Genomic DNA, 20,394 nt, shown 5'->3' on the forward strand with positions numbered 1-20,394 from the left:
AGCAGACCTGATGTCGCGTTGGCGTCCCCCCGCGGAAAAAAGCACGGCCCTGATCACCGCACAGGGCCACCAGCGGTTGAAGACCGAACTGGATGAGCTGTGGCGGCACAAGCGCCCGGAAGTGGTGAAGGCACTGGCCGCCGCTGCTGCGGAAGGCGACCGGTCCGAGAATGCCGAGTACACCTACCGCAAGAAGCAGCTCGGTGAGATCGATCGGCGCGTACGCTACCTGACCAAGCGACTGGAGGCGCTGCGCATTGTCGATACCGCGCCGACCGATCCGAACGCGGTGTTCTTCGGCGCGACGATCGAGCTGGAGAACGTCGACTCGGGCGACATCCACGTGTATCGCATCGTCGGCCCGGACGAGACCGACGCCGGTGCGGGCTGGATCAGCATCGATTCGCCGTTGGCGCGCGCGCTGCTGAAAAAACGCGTGGACGATGAGTTCGAGGTGGAGCTGCCCAGCGGCCGCCATGGGTTCGCGATTCTGTCCGTGGCGTACCCCGGCTGACAGGGTGCATCCACGCATGGCGTGGATCTACACGTGACGCCGGCAACCCGCGGGGATGGCGCCACTGCCGGATCACCCCAGCGTTGCGGGATACACGCGCCCCGGGCGCAACGGTCGGAAGTAGTCGGCCCGCGCATAGAAGGCCGCCTCCTGCCGCGCGTGCCACCCGGGAATCCCCGCCAACGGCAATGGCCGCAACTCCAGGGGGTCATTGAGCAGCGCGCCGTCCGTGATGGCCTGCGCCACTGCCGCGACCGCAGTGGCATCATCATCACTCTGTACCACCACGCACTTGCCGACCAGCAGGCGCTCCGGCACCAAGGCCTGCTCCAGCAGCGCATGCCCGATCACCGCCGCGACGGCAATGTCGCCCCGTCGCCACCGCCCTGCCCCATCCCAGAGCAGCGCCTGCCAATCATGCTGGTCCCACGCGCGCAGCAGCGCCGGTTCGCGCACACGCACGATCACGCCGCTCTCGTCGAATTGGGTCAACGCGGCCTGCGCGCGGTTGCGCTGCCCTGGCGCCATCGCCGCGATGTGCCGGCATTGCTGCCGGTTGAGCGCGCGCTTGATGGTGGGGTAACGCGCCCAGACCAGGGCATTGAACAGGTCATGCCAGTTGTCCGCACGCGTGGCGATCTGGCCGCGCCCGGCGATGCGCGTTTCATAGTGCAGGCCGTCGGCCAGCAATGCCTCGTCCTGCTCGGCCAGATGCTTGTCTGGCAACGCGAGGCGTGCATCGAGCGCTGCGATGGTGGGCCAGCTCGGCGCCACCATCAGGTCCTGCATGTCGCTCAGCCCGGCGTAGATCGGCTGCGCGAAGCAGGCCGCATCCACCGCCTCACGCGGCGGCGCGATGAAACGGCGACGACCACCGATATCGGCAGCCGTCACCACTGCGATCACAGCACCTGCAGATCGAAGGGCTTGCGCGCTTCGGTGGCGAGGATCGCGTCACCGAACAGATCGTGGTCGTCGCTCTCGGTGATCTCCACATCGACGAACTGACCCACGCGCAGCTTGGCTTCTTCCGCGTTCTGGATATGCACCAGACCGTCGATCTCCGGCGCATCGGCCTTGGAACGGGCCACCGCGATGCCGTCTTCGATGGCATCGACCAGGCACTGCTGCACGGTGCCGATCTTGGCTTCCAGGCGCGCGGCGGAGATCTCCGCCTGGCGCTCCATGAAGCGTGCCAGACGTTCCTGCTTCACTTCTTCGGGCACCGCACCGGGCAGATCGTTGGCGGTCGCGCCGGTGACCGGCGAATAGGCGAACGCGCCCACGCGGTCCAGCTGCGCCTCGTCCAGGAAGCTCAGCAGCTCCTCGAACTCGGCATCGGTCTCGCCCGGGAAGCCGACGATGAAGGTCGAGCGCACGGTGATATCCGGGCACAGCTGACGCCAGCGCTGCACGCGCTCCAGGGTCTTGTCGACCGCCCCCGGGCGCTTCATCAGCTTCAGGATGCGCGGGCTGGCGTGCTGGAACGGAATATCCAGGTACGGCAGGATCCGGTTTTCGGCCATCAGCGGCACGATCTCGTCCACGTGCGGGTACGGGTACACGTAGTGCATGCGGGTCCACGCATCCAGCTCGGACAGGCCTTCGCACAGCGCCTTCAAGCGGGTCTGGTAGGCCTTGTCGCGCCACATGCGCTCGGCGTACTTCACATCCACGCCATAGGCCGAGGTGTCCTGGGAGACCACCAGCAGTTCCTTGACGCCCCCCCGCACCAGCCGCTCTGCTTCGCGCAGCACCTCATCGACCGGGCGCGAGACCAGCTTCCCGCGCATCGAGGGGATGATGCAGAAGCTGCACTTGTGGTTGCAGCCTTCGGAAATCTTCAGATACGCGTAATGGCGGGGGGTCAGCTTGATGCCGTAATCAGGCACCAGATCCACGAAGGGATCGTGCTTGGGCGGCAGCGCGGCGTGCACGGCCTCCATCACGCTCATGTAGTCCTGCGGGCCCGACACCGCCAGCACGTTCGGGTAGGCCTCGCGGATCTGCTCCGGGCGCTTGCCCAGACAGCCGGTGACGATCACCTTGCCGTTCGCGTTCATCGCCTCGCCGATCGCATCCAGCGACTCGGTCACGGCCGAATCGATGAAGCCGCAGGTGTTGACCACCACCACGTCGGCCGCGTCGTAGGAGGGAACGATGTCGTAGCCCTCGGACCGCAGCTGGGTGAGGATGCGCTCGGAATCGACAAGGGCCTTCGGGCAGCCAAGGCTGACGAAGCCGACTTTGGGGTTCAGCTGGGACATGGATCGCAAGGACTCTGGGGGCCTGGGCCCATGCCGGAATGGCGTGGGGGACCTGGGGCCGGAAACGGCGGCAAGTATACCGGCGTTCAGCCCACGCCCCTGAACCGGATCGGGTTGATCCCGCCAGATCCGGCATGCCCCCTGACATCGCGCTAACCGGCGCGGGGCCGATAATGAATGCCTGAACCAACGGGAGTCTCGCACCATGGGTGAGTGGATCACACTCGATACGCATTACGGACCGGTCCGCGCCTGGCAGGCGACGCCGGAAGGCAAGCCGCGCGGGGGCCTGGTAGTGATCCAGGAGATCTTCGGCGCCAACCCGCACATCCGCGCAGTGGCCGACGATTACGCCGCCAAGGGCTATGCCGTACTGGCCCCGTCGTTCTTCGATCTGGCCGAGTCGGCCCCGGACAGCACCGAACCGCCGGAGCTGCCTTACGACAGCGATGGCGTGGCCGCCGGCCTGGCCATGGTCGACGAGCTCGGGGTCGAAAAGGCGCTGGAGATCGTGCGGGCGGCCGCCTCGCGGCTGGCTCCGGCCGGCAAGGTCGGCACCGTCGGCTACTGCTGGGGCGGCAGCATCGCCCTGCTCTCCGCGCTACGCCTGGGCCTGCCCTCGGTCAGCTATTACGGGGCCCGCAACGTGAAATACCTGGACGAGACGCCCAAGGCGCCGGTCATGTTCCACTTCGGCGCGCAGGACAAGAGCATCCCCCCGGAGGCGATCAAAGCCCACCGCGAGAAGCTGCCGCAGATGGCCACCTTCGTCTACCCGGCCGATCACGCCTTCAACCGCAGCGTCGGACATGCGTATGATCCAGACAGCGCCCACCTGGCGCTGGAACGCACCCTGGACTTCTTTGCGGAGCATCTTGGATGAGCGAGTTCGAACTGGATTCACGCCTGGCCACCGACAGCGTACTGGTAGCAGAAGGGCCGTTATCGCAAGTGCGATTGATGAACGATGAAAGGTATCCCTGGCTGATCCTGGTGCCACGCCTGAGTGGCGTGACCGAATGGATCGACCTGGATGGCGAGCAGCAGGACAAGCTGCGGACCGAGTTGAACCGGGCGTGCAAGGCGCTCAAAGGCACCGATGGGGTCGAGAAGATCAACATCGGCTCGCTGGGCAACATCGTGCGCCAGCTGCATTTCCATGTGATCGGGCGCCATGTCGGCGATCCGGCATGGCCGGGCCCGGTCTGGGGCCAGGGGCAGGCACACCATTTTGATCCACAGGTGCTGGCCGAGCGTGTCGCACTCTGGAAGGAACGGCTAGGATATTCGCCCCAGCCCTAGCGGACCCTGCCCCTGATGCGCTCCAACCTTGTCGCCGCCATCGTCCTGATCCTCGTCGGCCTGTTCCTGCTGGCCAGCAATCTGGGCTGGACCAACATGAACATGGGGAAGCTGATCCTCACCTGGTGGCCGGTCGTGCTGGTAGCGGTGGGCATCGGCCTGCTGTTCGGCCGCGGCAAGTAGAGCGGACCGTTGGTCCGCTGCTGTTCGGTCCGCTGCTTTTCGGTCCGCTGCTTTTCGGTCCGCTGCTTTTGGTCACCACGCCGCACGTCGGACCAAGCCACAAAAAAAGCGCGGAGTACTCCGCGCTTTTTCTGTGGTCGCCCCTTGATGGGTAACGGTAACCACAGAAGCAGCCGACCAACGGTCGGCTCTACCAGGCGCGGACGCGGCAGCACGCCCGGGGATCGATCAGGTGCGCCGCGCCACCCGCGTGATCATCAGGTACGCGGCAGGGTGACGCCGGTCTGGCCCTGGTACTTGCCGCCGCGATCCTTGTACGAGGTCTCGCAGATGTCGTCCTTGTCGGCCTGGAAGAACAGCATCTGCGCCACGCCTTCGTTGGCGTAGATGCGCGCCGGCAGCGGCGTCGTGTTGCTGAACTCCAGCGTGACGTGGCCTTCCCATTCCGGCTCCAGCGGGGTCACGTTGACGATGATGCCGCAGCGCGCGTAGGTGCTCTTGCCCAGGCAGACCACGAGCGTGTCGCGCGGGATGCGGAAGTACTCCACGGTGCGCGCCAGCGCGAAGCTGTTGGGCGGGATGATGCACTCATCACCCACGATGTCCACGAAGCTGCCCGGGTCGAAGTGCTTCGGGTCCACGATGGTGGAGTTGATGTTGGTGAACACCTTGAACTCGCGCGAGCAACGGACGTCGTAGCCGTAGCTGGAGGTGCCGTAGCTGACGATGCGCTGGCCGTTGGCCTGCTTGACCTGGCCAGCTTCGAACGGCTCGATCATGCCGTGCTGCTCGGCCATCTGACGGATCCAGCGGTCACTCTTGATGCTCATGGGGGGTCCTGGGTGCGGAAGGAACAACGGCACCGCCAATGGGCGCCCGGGTGTCGATTCTAAACAGCGGCCCCGGCCGCGACCAGCGTCGACGCCGTCGCGGCAACTGCCTGGCCATTGGGGCCTGGAAACGAACAGGCCCGGCGGGGGCCGGGCCTGGAGGATAGGGGGGGGCGCGCTCAGATCAGCGACGACAGGATCGGAATGCTGGCCCGCGGCCGCTTGGCCACTTCCTCGATCAGCCGCTCGGCCGCGCGCAGATAGGCCTGGGCCGCAGAAGACGCCGGCGCGGCGGCGGTGATCGGCGTACCGGCATCGCCCTGCTCGCGGATGCCGATCTCCAGCGGCAGCGACCCCAGCAGCGGCACCCCGTACTGGGCGGCCATGCGCTCGCCGCCGCCCTCGCCGAACAGATGCTCGACCTGGCCGCAGTTGCTGCAGGTATGCACGGCCATGTTCTCGACGATACCCAGCACCGGCACTTCCACCTTCTCGAACATCTTCAGCGCCTTCTTCGCATCCAGCGTGGCGATGTCCTGCGGGGTGGTGACGATCACCGCCCCGGCCAGCGGGATCTTCTGGGTCAACGTCAGCTGGATGTCGCCCGTGCCCGGCGGCAGATCGATCAGCAGGTAGTCCAGGTCGTCCCACAACGTATCGTTGAAGAACTGCGTCATCGCCGAGGTCGCCATCGGGCCGCGCCAGATCATCGGCGTCTCGTCCTCGATCAGGTAACCGATCGACATGGTCTCAACCCCGAACGCGCGCATCGGTTCGATCGACTTGTTGTCCGGGCTCTCCGGGCGACCGCTCAGGCCGAGCATTGCCGGTACGCTGGGGCCGTAGATATCGGCATCCAGCAGGCCCACGCGCGCGCCGAGCGCGGCAAGTGCGACAGCCAGGTTGACCGCGGTGGTGGACTTGCCGACCCCGCCTTTGCCTGACCCCACCGCGATCACGTTGCGCACGCGCGGATGCGGTGACAACCCCTTCTGCACTTGGCTGGCGTGGGGACGACGCGTCTGGCTGGCACTCACTGCGGGCACTCCGGAAACACAACAAGGGGACGCAACACTATACAACCTTGACTGCACCTGACTGAGAATCCCAGTTGCTACGAAACCATGCAATTTTCGTTAAGTTCATGTTACGGTCGAAACGCACTACGTTGAGCGTTTTCCGCGCGTTTCGGGAGGGAATCATTGGCGTCAGTGCTTTTCTGTTTTGTTCTATGGACTATCAATGAATTACAGCACCACCGCACGTCGCAACACGCTCGCCGCTGCATTGTTCTCCGCCCTGATCGCCACTGCAGCCGCTCCGGCCATGGCACAGGATAAAGCCACGACGCTGGACAAAGTCACCGTCACCGGCTCGCTGATTCCGCAGACCGATATCGAAACCCAGACCCCGGTGATGTCCATCACCGCGCAGGACATCCAGACCCGCGGCTTCACCAGCGTGGCCGAAGTCCTGCAGCAGTCCTCGCTGACCACCGGCGGCCTCCAGGGCGGCCAGACCTCGGCGTCCTTCACCCAGGGCGCGGAAGCCTCGGGCATGTTCGGCCTGAATCCGGGCTACACCAAGTACCTGATCAACGGCCGTCCGATGATGTCGTACCCGGCGCTGTACAACGGCGGCGATACGTTCAACAACATCAGCGGCATTCCGATCGACATCGTCGAGCGCATTGAAGTCCTGCCGGGCGGCCAGTCGTCGCTGTACGGTTCGGACGCCATCGCCGGCGTGGTCAACATCATCCTCAAGGAACGCATGGACGGCGGCAGCATCTCCGTCCGTGGTGGCACCTACACCGAAGGCGGCGGCAACAGCGTGCGCTTCAGCGGCGCGCATGGTTTCAGCGCGTTCGATGACCGCTTCAACGCACTGGTCAACGTGCAGATCGAGTCGAGCAACCCGATCTGGGGCTACCAGCGCGACCTGACCCGCACCACCAATGCCAACGGCTACACCGCGCAGCTGCCGAGCAATGATTTCGCCGTCATCGACGCCGATACCAACCGCCTGTACATGATGGACCCGAACAACTGCGCCAACGTGGCCGGCCAGTTCGGTGGCACCACGGTGCTGGGCAATCGCCCGACCGGCCAGTCGTGCGGCACCTACTTCGGCGCCGGCTACAAGACGCTGAAGAACGGCAAGGACAGCGGCCAGTTCTATTCGGCGATGACCTTCGACGTCAACGACAACCTGCAGCTGTTCGCCGACGTGCTCTACAGCAAGGAAAAGACCGAGTACACCTCCGGCTCGAGCTACCTGTGGTGGGGCACCAAGAGCGGGATGGGCGGCTTCTACGACCAGTCCTCGGGCAAGGTGGTGAACCTGCAGCGCGCGTTCGCCCCGGAAGACATCGGTGGCCAGGGCTACAACGACGTGCTCAACAGTGACGAGAGCCGCTCCTACCAGGTGACCCTGGGCGCGAAGGGCATGGCCGGCAACTGGGACTACAGCGCCAGCTTCACCCGCGGTGAGTACAAGCTCACCGAGAACAAGTTCATGCGTTGGAAGGACCCGATCAACAACTACTTCGCCGAACACGTGCTGGGCCCGCAGCTGGGCACCACGGCCGACGGCTGGGGCATCTACAACCCGAACTACGACGCGTTCTACTCGCCGATCTCGCCGGAAGATTTCGCCAGCTTCACCGGCTACGCGACCAACCGCAGCCGTACCTGGCAGAACCTGGGCCGCGTGCAGATCACCAATGGCTCGCTGTTCTCGCTGCCGGGCGGTGACGCCGGCTTCGCGGTCGTGGTCGAAGGTGGCAGCGAAGGCTGGGATTACTCGCCCGACCAGCGCCTGCTGGACGGCCAGGTGTGGGGCTCCTCGGCCGTGGCCGGCAATGGCCACCGCAGCAATTATGCGGTGACCTCCGAACTGCGCATGCCGGTGCTGGAGCAGGTCACGGTGACCGCTTCGGGTCGCTATGACGCGTTCAAGATCGCCGACAACACCGTCGACAAGGCCACCTACAGCCTGGGTCTGGAATACCGCCCGATCGACAGCCTGCTGTTCCGCGGCAAGTACGGCACGGCGTTCCGCGCACCGACCCTGTCCGATGCCTTCCAGGGCAAGAGCGGGTACTACGCGGCCAACTCGACCGACTACTACCGTTGCGGCACCCTGGGCTATGCACCGGGCAACACCGCCGACTGCCGTTACCACGACAACGTCTCGGTGTACTCCGAGCGCGCGGGCAACCCGGACCTGGAGCCGATCACGGCCGACGTCTGGAATGCAGGCGTGGTCTGGGCACCGATGCCGAACCTCTCCATCTCGGCCGACTACTACAACTGGAAGATCGAGAACGAAGTCGATACGGCCAGCACCGACCAGCTGCTGCTGGCCGAGTACTACTGCCGCAACGGCCTGCCCAACGGCTCTTCGGCCAGCTGCCAGAACGTGGCCGACTGGGTCGTGCGCGACGCCGCCGGCAACCTGAGCAGCCTGTACACCCCGAAGATGAACGTGGCTCGCCAGAACCTGCAGGCCGTGACGGTCGGCTTCAAGTATCTGCAGGACATCGGCCGCTTCGGCTCGCTGCAGTTCTCGGCCAACTACACCAACATGCTCAAGCGTGAAGTGCAGTCGCAGCCGGGCGAGGAGTTCCAGGATCTGCTGGGCAACCCGATCGCGATGTGGAACTACGACAACTTCGCCAAGGTCCGCAGCGATGCGTCCGTGGGCTGGTCGGTCGACAAGTTCACCACCACGCTGTACGCGAACTACATCGGCAAGACCCCGAACTACCTGGCCGGCATCAATGGCTATGACTACGTCCACCCGGCATCGGGCAAGGCCGCAGGCAAGTGGGGCTCGTACACCACGTACAACCTGAGCGTGAACTATCGCGCACAGGACGACCTGACGCTTTCGCTGATGGTCAACAACGTGTTCAACAAGATGCCCGACGGCCAGGCCTACAGCTACCTGGGCACCTCGGGTGCGCCGTACAACACCGGCCTGTACAACGCGTACGGCCGTGCCGTGTACGTCCAGGCCAAGTACGACTTCGGCAAGTAATCGCCGCAGGCAGCACCGGCGACCGTGCAGGGCCCTGCCCTGCCGGTTCGCCAACCGGAACGCCCCGAAAGGGGCGTTTCGCGTTTGTGCCCTTGCAACCGGCGTGATGCCCGTCCGCCGCCCTGAATGCAACGACACGCGTCGCCGCGAGAGAGGCATGTGCATGTCCGACATTCTGATGGTGCGATGCGTCTATGGGACAGGCATACGCACACCGATCTCAGTTGTTAATTCCGCGCCATATTCAGCATTCACTCATTGACGAAACATAAATAAAATTTCATTTAGGCCCAGGCAATTGTTTTTCAAAGCCTTTCAGTTTGCGTCAATGCACCGCCCTTATCGGCGATGACCATTCAGCGTATTTCACGTTAAGCGTGTGTTACGTTCGCCGCACGCCGGTTTCAACTGAACGCAGAATGAAACTACCAAGGATGGCCGCCCAGGCCTGATACCGGCTCGCTGTTGAACGCAGTCAAGAAGTCCCACGGAAGGGAAAGCCACGACATCACCACTACATGGGGTTGCACATGTCTCGCCAAGGTAATTCGATCTCGCGTCATCCGCTTGCCGCCGCCGTCCTCACCGGCCTGCTGCTCACCAGCGCCACCGTCTTCGCACAGGACAACGCCGCCACCAATCTCGATCGTGTCACTGTCACCGGGTCCTTGATCCCGCAGACCGAGATCGAGAACCACACGCCGGTCCTGACTGTCACCGCCGAAGACATCCAGACGCGCGGCTTCACCAGCATCTCCGAAGTCCTGCAGCAGTCTTCGCTGACCACCGGCGGCCTGCAGGGCGGCCAGACCGCCGCCTCGTTCACCCAGGGCGCCGAAGCGGCCGGCATGTTCGGCCTGGATCCGGGCTACACCAAGTACCTGATCAATGGCCGGCCGATGCTGCAGTACCCGGCGCTTTACAACGGCAGCGACGCGTTCAACAACCTCAGCGGCATTCCGATCGACATCGTCGAGCGCATCGAGATCCTGCCCGGCGGCCAGTCCTCGCTGTACGGCTCGGATGCGATCGCCGGCGTGGTCAACATCATCCTGAAAGAACGCATGGACGGCGGCGTGCTCAACGTCCGCGGGGGCGCCACCACCGAAGGCGGCGGCAACAACATCCGCGTCAGCGGCGCCAGGGGCTTCAACAGCGCCGATGACCGCTTCAACGCACTGGTCAATGTGCAGTACGAAAAGAGCAACCCGATCTGGGGCTACCAGCGCGACCTGACCCGCACCAACAACCGCGTCGGTTACAGCGCGCAGGTGCCGGCCAATGATTTCCTGGTCTACCTGCCGGCGGACAACAACGCGTTCGTGATGATGGATCCGACCCGCTGCGCCAGCGTCGCCGGCCAGTTCGGCGGCACCACCGTGCTGGGCACCCGCGCGGCCGGCGAGTCCTGCGGTTCGGCCTACGGCGCCGGCTACCGCACCCTGAAGAACGACAAGGAGAGCAGCCAGTTCTACAGCTCGATGACGTTCGATGTGAACGACAACTTCACCCTGTTCGCCGATGCGCTGTACAGCCTGGAAGAGGTCAAGTACACCCCGGGTTCGGGCTATACGTTCTGGGGCAGCGACCTGAGTTTCGGCGCGTTCTATGACCAGGACACCGATCAGTACATGAACCTGCAGCGCGCGTTCGCGCCTGAAGACATCGGGCCGAACGGCTACAAGGACATCCTCAACACCGACCGCAACAAGGCCTACCAGGTCACCCTCGGCGGGCGTGGCACGTTCGGCAACTGGGACTATAGCGCCAGCTTCAGCCGCGGCGAGTACAAGCTCACCGAGCGCGGCTTCGTGCGCTGGGCCGATGACATCGACAGCTACTTCGAAGACCGCGTGCTCGGCCCGGTGCTGGGCACCACCGATGACGGCTACAACATCTACAGCCCGAACTGGGGCGCGTTCTATTCGCAGCTGCCGGCCGGTGATTTCCAGAGCTTCACCGGATACACCTACAACCAGAGCAAGACCTGGCAGAACCTGGGCCGCTTCCAGATCACCAACGGCTCGTTGTTCACCCTGCCCGGTGGCGATGCAGGTTTCGCCGTGGTCGCCGAAGCCGGCAGCGAAGGCTGGGATTACCGCCCGGACGAGCGCTTGATGGATGGCAGCGTGTGGGGCACCACCTCGGTAGCCGGCAATGGCCATCGCAGCAACTACGCCGTCACCTCCGAGCTGCGCCTGCCGCTGATCGACTCGTTGACCGTCACCGGTTCGGGTCGCTATGACGCCTACAAGATCGCCGACAACACCATCGACAAGGCCACCTACAGCGTCGGCGTGGAGTTCCGTCCGATCGAAAGCCTGCTGTTCCGCGGCAAGTACGGCACTGCGTTCCGTGCACCGACCCTGCCCGATGCCTTCCAGGGCGAGAGCGGCTACTACGCCAACGGCGCAGTCGATTATTACCGTTGCGGCCAGCTCGGCTATGCTCCGGCCGATACCCTCGCCTGCCCCTACGGCAACGAATCGGTGTTCGGCGTGCAGGCCGGCAACACCGAGCTGGAACCGATCACCGCCGATGTCTGGAATGCCGGCGTGGTCTGGGCACCGATGAACAATCTGTCGATCTCGGTGGACTACTACAACTGGAAGATCGACAACGAAGTCGACACCCTGAGCTCGGACCAGCTGCTGCGCGCGGAATACTACTGCCGCAATGGCCAGGGCAACCCGACCTCGGCCAGCTGCGAGAACGTTGCGGACTGGATCACCCGCGATGCCGCCGGCAACATCGAGCAGATCTTCACGCCCAAGCTCAACGTCGCGCGCCAGAACCTGCAGGCACTGACGGCCAGCTTCAAGTACGTGCAGGACATCGGCCGCTTCGGCTCGCTGCAGTTCGCCAGCAACTACACCAACATCCTCAAGCGCGAGCTGCAGCCGCAACCGGGCGATGACTACCTGGATCTGCTGCGCGACCCGTATGCGATGTGGTACTACGATGCCTACGCCAAGGTCCGTACCGATGGTTCGGTGGGCTGGGCCAAGGACCGCTGGACCACCACGCTGTACTTCAACTACATCGGCAAGACGCCGAACTACATGTCCTACCTGGGCGAGAGCTTCGACTACGTCCACCCGTCCGGTTACAAGGCCGGCAAGTGGGGCTCGTACACCACCTACAACCTGAGCGTGAACTACCGGGCGTTGGACAACCTCACCCTCTCGGTGATGGTCAACAACGTGTTCAACAAGATGCCCGACGGCCAGGCCCACAGCTACGCCGGCAACATCGCCTCGCCGTACAACAGCAGCATCTACAACCCGTACGGCCGCGCGGTGTACGTGCAGGCCAAGTACGATTTCGGCACCAAGACCAACTAAGCCGCACCCGGGATGACACCCCCCAAGCCCCGCCGCAAGGCGGGGCTTTTCCTTGGCCGCCCCGGGCCAGGGCCACGTCCGGAGTTGACCGGATCGGGCCTCTTGCCATCGGCCATGACCTTCGACACCCTTGCAGGCCGGGCCGGCGGCGTATCGTCTGGCCCACAGGCTCTTCGGGGCCATTCCTGCATGACTTTCCGGCCTGGAGGCCAATCACGTGATCGCTCGTACACCCAAACTGGTACTGCTGACCCTGGCCGTTTCGGCCGCGCTGGTCGGCTGCGGCAAGAACGAAACCCCGGCGACGGACAGCGCAGCCTCCACCGCCGCGCCGGCCGCCACGGCCGCCACCGAGTACAAGCTCGACGAGAGCAAGCTGCCGGCCTACAACGCCTTCCACCCGTCCGATCTGGACACCAGCATGGACGCCTGCGGTGCGTTCGGTGACTACGTCAACAGCAAGTGGCTGGCCGCCAACGAGATCCCGGCCGACCGTACCAGTTGGGGCGCCTTCACCATCCTGGACGAGCGCTCGGTCGCCGTGCAGCACCAGCTCGCCGAGCAGGTCGCGGCGGTCAAGAATCCGGCCGGCATCGAAAAGATCGTCGGCGACTTCTGGGCCACCGGCATGGACGAGGCCAAGATCAATGCCCAGGGCATCGAGCCGATCAAGGCCGACCTGACCGCCATCGACGGCCTGCAGGACAAGGACGCGATCGCCAACTACCTGCGCAGCAGCGCGGCCAAGGGCGAAAACGTGCTGTTCGGCTTCGGTCCGGAAGCGGACTTCAAGAATTCCAGCATGAACCTGGCCTATGCCAGCCAGGGCGGCCTGGGCCTGCCGGACACCACCTATTACACCGACGCCAAGAACGCCGACAAGCTCAAGGCCTACCAGGCCCACGTGGCCAAGGTGCTGGAACTGGCCGGCGTGGCCACGGCCGATGCCGAGAAGCAGGCCGCCGACGTGGTCAAGTTCGAAACGCGCCTGGCCAAGGCCTCCAAGTCCAGCGTCGAGCTCTCGCGCGATGTCTCGCTGTTCTACAACCCGGTCACCGTGGCCGATGCGGACAAGCTGACCCCGAACTTCAGCTGGACCGAGTTCTTCAAGGCCCAGGGCATCGCCGCCCCGGAGAAGTTCTCGCTGGCCATGCCGAGCTTCCACCAGGAAGTGAGCAAGGCACTGGGCGACACCGATCCGTCGGTGTGGCGTGCCTACCTGCGCTTCCACACCGTGGACGGCGCCTCGCCGTACCTGGCTGATGCGTTCGTCAATGAGAACTACAACTTCTACGGCAAGACCCTGAACGGTCAGAAGGAGCAGAAGCCGCGTTGGAAGCGCGTGCTGGGCACCATCGAAAACGATGCCGGTGATGCGTTCGGCCAGCTGTACGTCAAGGTCGCTTTCTCGCCGGAAGCCAAGGCCAAGATGGAAGAACTGGTCAAGAACCTGGCCGCCTCGCTCAAGGAGCGCATCCAGGGCCTGACCTGGATGAGCGACGAGACCAAGGCCAAGGCGATCGCCAAGTGGGAAACCTTCACCCCGAAGATCGGCTACCCGGACAAGTGGCGTGACTGGAGCGGCCTGACCACCGGCCGCGACAGCTACCTGGGCAACGTGCGCGCGGCGAACGCGTTCAATTACAAGTTCGCGCTGTCCAAGATCGGCCAGCCGGTGGACAAGACCGAATGGGGCATGACCCCGCAGACCGTCAATGCCTACTACAACCCGCTGCAGAACGAGATCGTGTTCCCGGCCGCCATCCTGCAGCCGCCGTTCTTCGACCCGAAGGCCGATGACGCGCTGAACTACGGCGGCATCGGTGCGGTGATCGGCCACGAAATGACCCACGGTTACGACGACCAGGGCAGCCGTTTCGGGCCGACCGGCAACTTCGAGAACTGGTGGACCGAGGCCGACACCAAGAACTTCAGCGGCCTGACCGGCAAGCTGATCAAGCAGTTCGATGGCTACAAGGTGGATGGCCAGCCGGTCAACGGCAAGCTGACCCTGGGCGAGAACATCGCCGACCTGGGTGGCCTGGCCACCGCCTACGATGCCCTGCAGAAGGCCTCGGCCGGCAAGGAAGACCCGAAGGTCGACGGCTTCACCCGTGACCAGCGCTTCTTCTTCAACTGGGCCACCGTGTGGCGCACCAAGTACACCCCGGAGAACATGAAGGTCCGTCTGGCGACCGACCCGCATGCCCCGGCGCAGTTCCGCGCGATGGGTGCCCCGTCGAACCTGCCGACCTTCGCCGCGGCGTTCCAGTGCAAGGCCGGTTCGCCGATGGTGCGCGCAGGAGACCAGCAGGTGGTGATCTGGTAACGACTGCCCTTCATTGAGCGTCTGACCATTCGAAGGCCCGGGGAAACCCGGGCCTTCGTCGTTCAGTGCCCTCACTTTTCAGGAAAGCAACAACTGGATCTGTGTGTCTCTGATGTAAAAACGAAATGACGGAATTATTGCAACGCGACCATTTATTTGATATTCAGCTATCGGGGCTTCATTAAGCACCCGTTAATTCTTTCAATCAAATGGGGGAAGTTGATGATCAAGCAAGCCATGCCGCTTCGTCGGGCCACACTGACCATCGCGCTGGGCCTGTGCCTGGCCGGGGCAGCGCACGCGCAGTCCGTTACCGGCAACATCTACGGTACCGGCGAACCTGGCAGCACCATCAGCGTGCAGAACCTGGATACCGGTACCAGCCGTACCGTGACCGTCGACCGCAATGGTCGCTACCGTGCCAGCGATCTGCCGAACGGCAATTACAAGGTGACCGTGGAGAAAGAGGGCCAGGTGATCGCCGTCCGCGAACGAGTGCAGGTCGTGATCGCCAGCGGCACCGAGGTTTCCTTCTCCAGCACCGGGGTCCAGGAGCTGGACCGCATCGAGGTCAGGGCGACGGCCGTGCCCAAGATCGACGTCAGCCAGACCGACACCCGCACGGTGTTCACCTCCGAACAGTTGAAGCAGATCGCGGTCGGCCGTGATATCGCCAGCGTGGCACTGCTGGCGCCGAGCGTGATTTCCAACGCGAGCTACACCTCCGGTGGCGTCACGGTCCCCAGTTTCGGCGGTGCCGCATCGTCCGAAAACGCGTTCTACATCAATGGCTACGCGGTGACCAACCCGTTGTCGTCGATCGGCTCCACCACCCTGCCTTTCGATGCGATCTCGCAGCAGCAGATCCTGACCGGCGGCTACGGTGCCGAGTTTGGTCGCGCCACCGGTGGCGTGGTCAACATCGTCACCAAGCGCGGCACGAATGAATGGAGTGGCGGCGGCTACGCCTACTGGAGCCCGGAGGCACTGCGTGCAAACCCGCGCAACAGCTACTTTGCCGATACCGGCTTCTACGGTGCGGACAATCCTGATCCGACCAAGCGCACGGATGGCCAGCTGTACCAGCTGCGGAACAAGAACCAGAGCTGGACGCAGACCACCGGCGCGTATGTCGGCGGCCCCATCGTCAAGGACAAGCTGTTCATCTACGCCAACGTCGAGGTGACCAAGCGTGAGGGTGCCGGCGTGTCATCGACGAGCCAAGCCGCGGCAACGACCACCAACGCATGGCAGGAATACTCCTACGAGTATCCGCGTTGGGCAGCGAAGATCGATTGGAACATCACTGACAACCACCTGCTTGAGTTCACCGGCATCTCCGACGTCACCAAGTACGACAGCGCCGGCTATACCTTCAACTACGCCGATTTCACCCACGGCAACGAGCAGAACGCGGGCACGAACAACGAGGACAAGGCCAAACTGTACATCGGCAAGTACACCGGCTATCTGACCGATGACCTCACGGTGTCGGCGCTGTACGGCACCCAGAAGATCGATCACAGCCAGAATCCGTGGGGCTACGATCCGGCCTGCCCGCGCACGTCCGCCGCGGCCACCGCACGTGCACCCGGCATTCCCGCCGCCAACTATGCCGGCTGCTGGACGGCTGCCACGGTCAACGTCCCCGGCGCCTACGATGAAACCAAGGGCTGGCGCCTGGATGTCGGCTATCGCCTGGGCAACCATGACCTGCGCGCCGGCCTGGACGTCATGGAAGCGGAGTCGTTCACCGGCAGCGAGTACGGCGGCGGCTTCATCTGGGTCTACAGCCGTTCCAACAACGCCAATGCCGCCATCGATGCCTCACACGGCGTCGGTTCGCCGGCCTCGGCCGGTGGCCTGGGCAGCCAGGGCTACTACGTTCGCCAGCAGTACTACACCCAGATCGCCAAGGTGAAAACCGAGCAGTCCGCGCAGTTCCTCGAGGACCGTTGGCAGGTCAGCGACAACGTCCTGCTGACGCTGGGCCTGCGCAACGAGACCTTCAAGAACTTCACCAGCGCCGATGAGGTGTACGTCAAGCAGGACAACCAGTGGGCACCGCGCCTGGGTGGCGTATGGGATGTCCATGGCGATGCCTCGTTGAAGCTGTTCGCCAACGCGGGACGTTATCACCTGGCCCTGCCCAACAACGTGGCCGTCCGCGCCGCGTCCGGCTCGCTGTATACGATGGAGTACTTCACGTATACCGGCGTTGCTGCGGACGGCACGCCGACCGGGCTGGTCAACGTTTCGGTCGACCCGAGCCTGGGATACACCTGCCCGGGCAACCCGAATGCCATCTCCTCCAACCTGGAGTGCGGCGATGCACCCGATCCGCGCACGGTTGCCGCGGTCGACCTGAAATCGCATTACCAGGATGAGTTCATCGTCGGTATGGAACAGGCCTGGGGCGAGAACGCCATCTGGGGGGCCAAGGTGACCTACCGCGACCTCAAGAGTGCGATCGATGACACCTGCACGCCGGCACTGGGGGGCGGCTGCTTCATCTTCAATCCGGGTGAAAGCAACACGTTCTGGGAGGAGCAGGCCGACGGTACGCTGGCCAAGCACACCTACTCCGCCGCTGAACTCGATCTGCCCAAGCTCAAGCGCCGGTACTACGCGCTTGACCTGTTCCTGGAAGGCTCGATAGGTGACAGGTTCTACGGCAAGGTGAACTACACCTTCGCACGCAACTACGGCAATACCGAAGGCCAGCTGGCATCGGATCTTGATACCGGCACGGGCGGTCAGACCGACGTTTCGGTGACCCAGGACTGGGATCTGCCGCAGCTGATGGTCGGCGCCAACGGTCCGCTGCCGAACCACCGTGCGCACCAGATCAAGGCCTACGGTTCTTACAGCATCACGCCCGAGTGGCGCGTCGGTGGTTCCCTGCTGATCGACTCCGGCCGCCCGCGCTCTTGCACCAGCTATTACCCGACTGCGGACCAGGGCCTGTACAACGGCGCGTACTACCACTTCTGCGGCCTGGCCGGCAGCGGCACCGCCCCGGGGAGCGCCGGTTACATCCCGCCTTCGGCTGACTACCGGTTCTCGCCACGCGGCGACAACGGCACCACGCCGTGGGGCTTCAACCTCAACCTGTCACTGGCCTATACGCCGAACTGGGCGGACAACAAGTTGAACCTGCAGGCGGACGTGCTGAACGTGCTCAATCGCCAGATTGCCGGGTCCTACTACAGCAATTACGCGACCGACCGGGTGACCCCGGATGCACGTTACAACCAGCCGCTGAACTACAGCTCGCCGCGCCAGGTTCGCCTGAGCGCTCGATACGACTTCTGATCCACCCTGCAGGGCCCGGCCATCTGGCCGGGCCCTGGTTGGCCTGCCCGTGCTCTCTCCTGCCCCGCTCCGGCGGGGCTTTTTTGTACCGGCGCCGCCCCGTGGCCCGCAGCGCCCTCCGCCCCCCCTTCCTGCATGCCGCCATGCGTCGCGGCTTGATACACTCGCGCGATCTTCAATCCTCGATGGATTTGCTTTACATGCCCAAGTTCCGTCCGCTTGCCATCGCCCTGGGCATCAGCCTGGTCACCCTGGTCACTGCTCCCGATGCGCACGCCGCGCCGAAGAAGAAGGCCGCCGCCCGCGCGCCGGCCGTCAGCGCCCAGTGCAGCGACTTCTACGAGGCCACCAACGCGACCTGGCTGAAAGCCAATCCGGTGCCGCAGACCGGTGCCACCACCGCACTGGGCCAGCTGGCCGACCGCGCGCGCCAGCAGCAGCGTGAACTGCTGGATGGGGCGATGACCGCACCGCAGGGCAACGTGCAGAAGCTGCTCGGCGACTTCTGGGCCAGCGGCCTGGACGAGGCCGCGGTGGAAGCCGACGGTTCCAACCCGATCGCCCCGTTGCTGACCCGCATCAACGCGATCAAGAAGGCCAAGGACGTGCCGGCCTCGATCGCCGCGCTGCACCAGGTCGGCATTCCGGTGGCCTTCAACTTCGCCCCGGACGTCGACCTCAAGGCGCTGGACCGCCACATCGGCTACTTCATGCAGGGCGGCATGGGCCTGCCGGACCCGGCGTTCTATACCCGTACCGATGCCGACACCGTCGCGCTGATGGCGCGCTACCGCACTTACGTCAAGCAGGTGCTGGCGCTGACCGGTACCCCGGCTGACAAGCTCGATGCCGAATCGCAGTCGGTGATCGCGCTGGAGACCGAGCTGGCGCGCAATGCGCAGTCGCTGGCCGGCATCAACAATCCGTTCAACAACTACGCGCCGATCTCCACCAAGGAGCTCAACAGCCGTTACCGCAACCTGCAGCTGGAGGCCTTCCTGAAGGCGCAGGGCGTCAATGACGACCTGGTCTCGCTGTCCGACCCGGCGCTGTTCAAGCAGCTCGACGGCATGGTCACCCGGCTCAAGCCGGAACAGTGGAAGGTCTACCTGCGCTGGCGCGTGGGTGATGCAATGGCCCCGTACCTGTCCAAGGCCTACCGCGATGCCGAATTCGAATTCCGTGGCCGTGTGATGCGTGGCCAGACCCTGCCGCCGGCGCGCTGGGAGCAGGTGCTGGATGCGATCAACGTGGCTGCCGGCCCGATGGTCGGCCGCGAATATGCGGCCAAGCACCTCTCGGCCGACGACCGTCGCAAGGCAGCGCTGGTCGTGGACAAGATCCGCGAAGTGCAGATCGATGCGGTCAAGCGCAGCACCTGGATGAGCGATGAGGCCAAGACCGAAGCACAGGCCAAGCTGGCTGCGCTGAAGATCGAGATCGGCACCCCGCTGCGCGATCTGGACTACACGGTGCAGCCGATGGGCCGCGGCAGCTTCGGCGGCAACATGCTGATCGCCTCCACCTGGCGCCACCGCGAGGAAATGAAGCGCATCGGCAAGGGCAACGCCGACCGCCGCTGGGACGTGCTGCCGCAGCAGCCGGCACTGGCGTATGACATCGCGCAGAACCGCCTGATCGTCACTGCCGCCGTGCTGCAGGGCCCGGTGTTCAATGCCAAGGGCGATACCGCCGACCTGTTCGGCAGCTACGGCGCGCTTGTCGCGCACGAGCTGACCCGTGCGATCGACGCCAAGGGCGCGCTGGTGGATGCCAAGGGCGAACTGCGCAGTTGGTGGACCCCGGCCGACAAGACCGCCTGGACCCTGTTCGGCAACCGCGTGGCCGCCCAGTACAGCGGCTACGACTACCCGGGCGTGAAGGGGGCCAAGGTCAACGGTGAACTCACCCGCGAAGAGAATCTGGCCGACCTGGCCGGTCTGGAACTGGCGTGGGAGGCTTACAAGGCTGTCGAACCGGCGGCCAAGCCGGCCGCCCAGCAGGGCTTCTTCCGTGCGTGGGCGAGCCTGTGGCCGCAGCAGCTGTCGCCGAACGTGGCCGCGCAGCGCGTGACCTCGGACATCCTGGCCCCGGGCCGCTGGCGCACCAACGGCCCGCTGTCCAACCTGCCGGCGTTCGGTGCCACGTTCACCTGCAAGCCCGGCCAGCCGATGCAGCGCGTGGATAACGACCAGATCAAGGTCTGGCGCTGAGCCCCCTGCCGGACCTGCGCTGAGCCGCAGCGGCTGACGAAGAAGGCGCCCCA

The 20,394-nt window shown here is 64.5% G+C and carries 13 protein-coding genes; 9 read left to right on the top strand and 4 right to left on the bottom strand.

Annotated features, from left to right (window positions below; genetic code table 11):
* The first annotated feature begins 10 nt into the window (after positions 1-10).
* Entirely contained in the window at positions 11-514 is a 504-nt protein-coding gene (gene greB, locus ABE571_RS05690) for a transcription elongation factor GreB (protein WP_121038490.1), read from the top strand.
* A 72-nt stretch (positions 515-586) separates the two neighbouring features.
* Here greB and ABE571_RS05695 read toward each other — a convergent pair whose 3' ends face one another.
* Both ABE571_RS05695 and rimO read right to left on the bottom strand, forming a co-directional pair.
* Positions 587-1,420, bottom strand: coding sequence for a DUF3025 domain-containing protein (locus ABE571_RS05695; protein WP_346482852.1), 834 nt, complete (start codon positions 1,418-1,420; stop codon positions 587-589).
* Entirely contained in the window at positions 1,417-2,781 is a 1,365-nt protein-coding gene (gene rimO / locus ABE571_RS05700) for a 30S ribosomal protein S12 methylthiotransferase RimO (protein WP_313208944.1), read from the bottom strand. Before rimO ends, ABE571_RS05695 begins: the two co-directional genes overlap by 4 nt.
* A 205-nt stretch (positions 2,782-2,986) precedes the next feature.
* Here rimO and ABE571_RS05705 point away from each other — a divergent pair, with 205 nt between their 5' ends.
* The 3 genes from ABE571_RS05705 to ABE571_RS05715 are packed head-to-tail and all read left to right on the top strand — an operon-like array spanning position 2,987 to position 4,266.
* Positions 2,987-3,664 (top strand): dienelactone hydrolase family protein, encoded by a 678-nt coding sequence (locus tag ABE571_RS05705; RefSeq protein WP_346481488.1) that lies wholly within the window; start codon positions 2,987-2,989, stop codon positions 3,662-3,664.
* The gene (locus tag ABE571_RS05710; RefSeq protein ID WP_313208942.1) at positions 3,661-4,083 is read left to right on the top strand and encodes an HIT family protein; all 423 of its coding nucleotides are present in this window, start codon (positions 3,661-3,663) and stop codon (positions 4,081-4,083) included. Before ABE571_RS05705 ends, ABE571_RS05710 begins: the two co-directional genes overlap by 4 nt.
* Positions 4,084-4,098: 15 nt before the next feature.
* Positions 4,099-4,266 (top strand): DUF5668 domain-containing protein, encoded by a 168-nt coding sequence (locus ABE571_RS05715; RefSeq protein ID WP_019182647.1) that lies wholly within the window; start codon positions 4,099-4,101, stop codon positions 4,264-4,266.
* Positions 4,267-4,523: 257 nt separating this feature from the next.
* Here ABE571_RS05715 and dcd read toward each other — a convergent pair whose 3' ends face one another.
* Together dcd and apbC are read right to left on the bottom strand one after the other, a co-directional pair.
* Positions 4,524-5,096 (bottom strand): dCTP deaminase, encoded by a 573-nt coding sequence (gene dcd, locus ABE571_RS05720; RefSeq protein ID WP_019182646.1) that lies wholly within the window; start codon positions 5,094-5,096, stop codon positions 4,524-4,526.
* A gap of 179 nt (positions 5,097-5,275) precedes the next feature.
* Complete coding sequence (gene apbC, locus ABE571_RS05725; RefSeq protein WP_313219000.1) at positions 5,276-6,133, bottom strand: iron-sulfur cluster carrier protein ApbC; 858 nt, start codon at positions 6,131-6,133, stop codon at positions 5,276-5,278.
* Positions 6,134-6,338: 205 nt separating this feature from the next.
* Between apbC and ABE571_RS05730 the strand changes: the two genes are divergently transcribed.
* The 5 genes from ABE571_RS05730 to ABE571_RS05750 all read left to right on the top strand — a co-directional run bounded on the left by ABE571_RS05730 (position 6,339) and on the right by ABE571_RS05750 (position 20,341).
* Entirely contained in the window at positions 6,339-9,140 is a 2,802-nt protein-coding gene (locus tag ABE571_RS05730; protein ID WP_121038505.1) for a TonB-dependent receptor, read from the top strand.
* A 530-nt stretch (positions 9,141-9,670) separates the two neighbouring features.
* Positions 9,671-12,484: a TonB-dependent receptor gene (locus ABE571_RS05735; protein WP_313219001.1), complete on the top strand. Its 2,814-nt coding sequence runs from the start codon at positions 9,671-9,673 to the stop codon at positions 12,482-12,484.
* 220 nt (positions 12,485-12,704) lie between these two features.
* On the top strand, positions 12,705-14,813 hold the full coding sequence (locus ABE571_RS05740) for a M13-type metalloendopeptidase (RefSeq protein WP_313219227.1): 2,109 nt from the start codon (positions 12,705-12,707) through the stop codon (positions 14,811-14,813).
* A 222-nt stretch (positions 14,814-15,035) separates the two neighbouring features.
* Complete coding sequence (locus ABE571_RS05745) at positions 15,036-18,128, top strand: TonB-dependent receptor (RefSeq protein ID WP_313219003.1); 3,093 nt, start codon at positions 15,036-15,038, stop codon at positions 18,126-18,128.
* 200 nt (positions 18,129-18,328) lie between these two features.
* Positions 18,329-20,341: a M13 family metallopeptidase gene (locus ABE571_RS05750; RefSeq protein WP_346493359.1), complete on the top strand. Its 2,013-nt coding sequence runs from the start codon at positions 18,329-18,331 to the stop codon at positions 20,339-20,341.
* Positions 20,342-20,394 lie beyond the last annotated feature (53 nt).

The organism is Stenotrophomonas sp. TWI273 (genome assembly GCF_039674765.1).
Classification (GTDB): domain Bacteria; phylum Pseudomonadota; class Gammaproteobacteria; order Xanthomonadales; family Xanthomonadaceae; genus Stenotrophomonas.

Coding starts and splice junctions, on each gene's coding strand:
- greB (WP_121038490.1), top strand. CDS start 11: ATGTCGCGTTGGCGTCCCCCCGCGGAAAAAAGCACGGCCCTGATCACC.
- rimO (WP_313208944.1), bottom strand. CDS start 2,781: ATGTCCCAGCTGAACCCCAAAGTCGGCTTCGTCAGCCTTGGCTGCCCG.
- ABE571_RS05705 (WP_346481488.1), top strand. CDS start 2,987: ATGGGTGAGTGGATCACACTCGATACGCATTACGGACCGGTCCGCGCC.
- ABE571_RS05710 (WP_313208942.1), top strand. CDS start 3,661: ATGAGCGAGTTCGAACTGGATTCACGCCTGGCCACCGACAGCGTACTG.
- ABE571_RS05715 (WP_019182647.1), top strand. CDS start 4,099: ATGCGCTCCAACCTTGTCGCCGCCATCGTCCTGATCCTCGTCGGCCTG.
- dcd (WP_019182646.1), bottom strand. CDS start 5,096: ATGAGCATCAAGAGTGACCGCTGGATCCGTCAGATGGCCGAGCAGCAC.
- ABE571_RS05730 (WP_121038505.1), top strand. CDS start 6,339: ATGAATTACAGCACCACCGCACGTCGCAACACGCTCGCCGCTGCATTG.
- ABE571_RS05735 (WP_313219001.1), top strand. CDS start 9,671: ATGTCTCGCCAAGGTAATTCGATCTCGCGTCATCCGCTTGCCGCCGCC.
- ABE571_RS05745 (WP_313219003.1), top strand. CDS start 15,036: ATGATCAAGCAAGCCATGCCGCTTCGTCGGGCCACACTGACCATCGCG.
- ABE571_RS05750 (WP_346493359.1), top strand. CDS start 18,329: ATGCCCAAGTTCCGTCCGCTTGCCATCGCCCTGGGCATCAGCCTGGTC.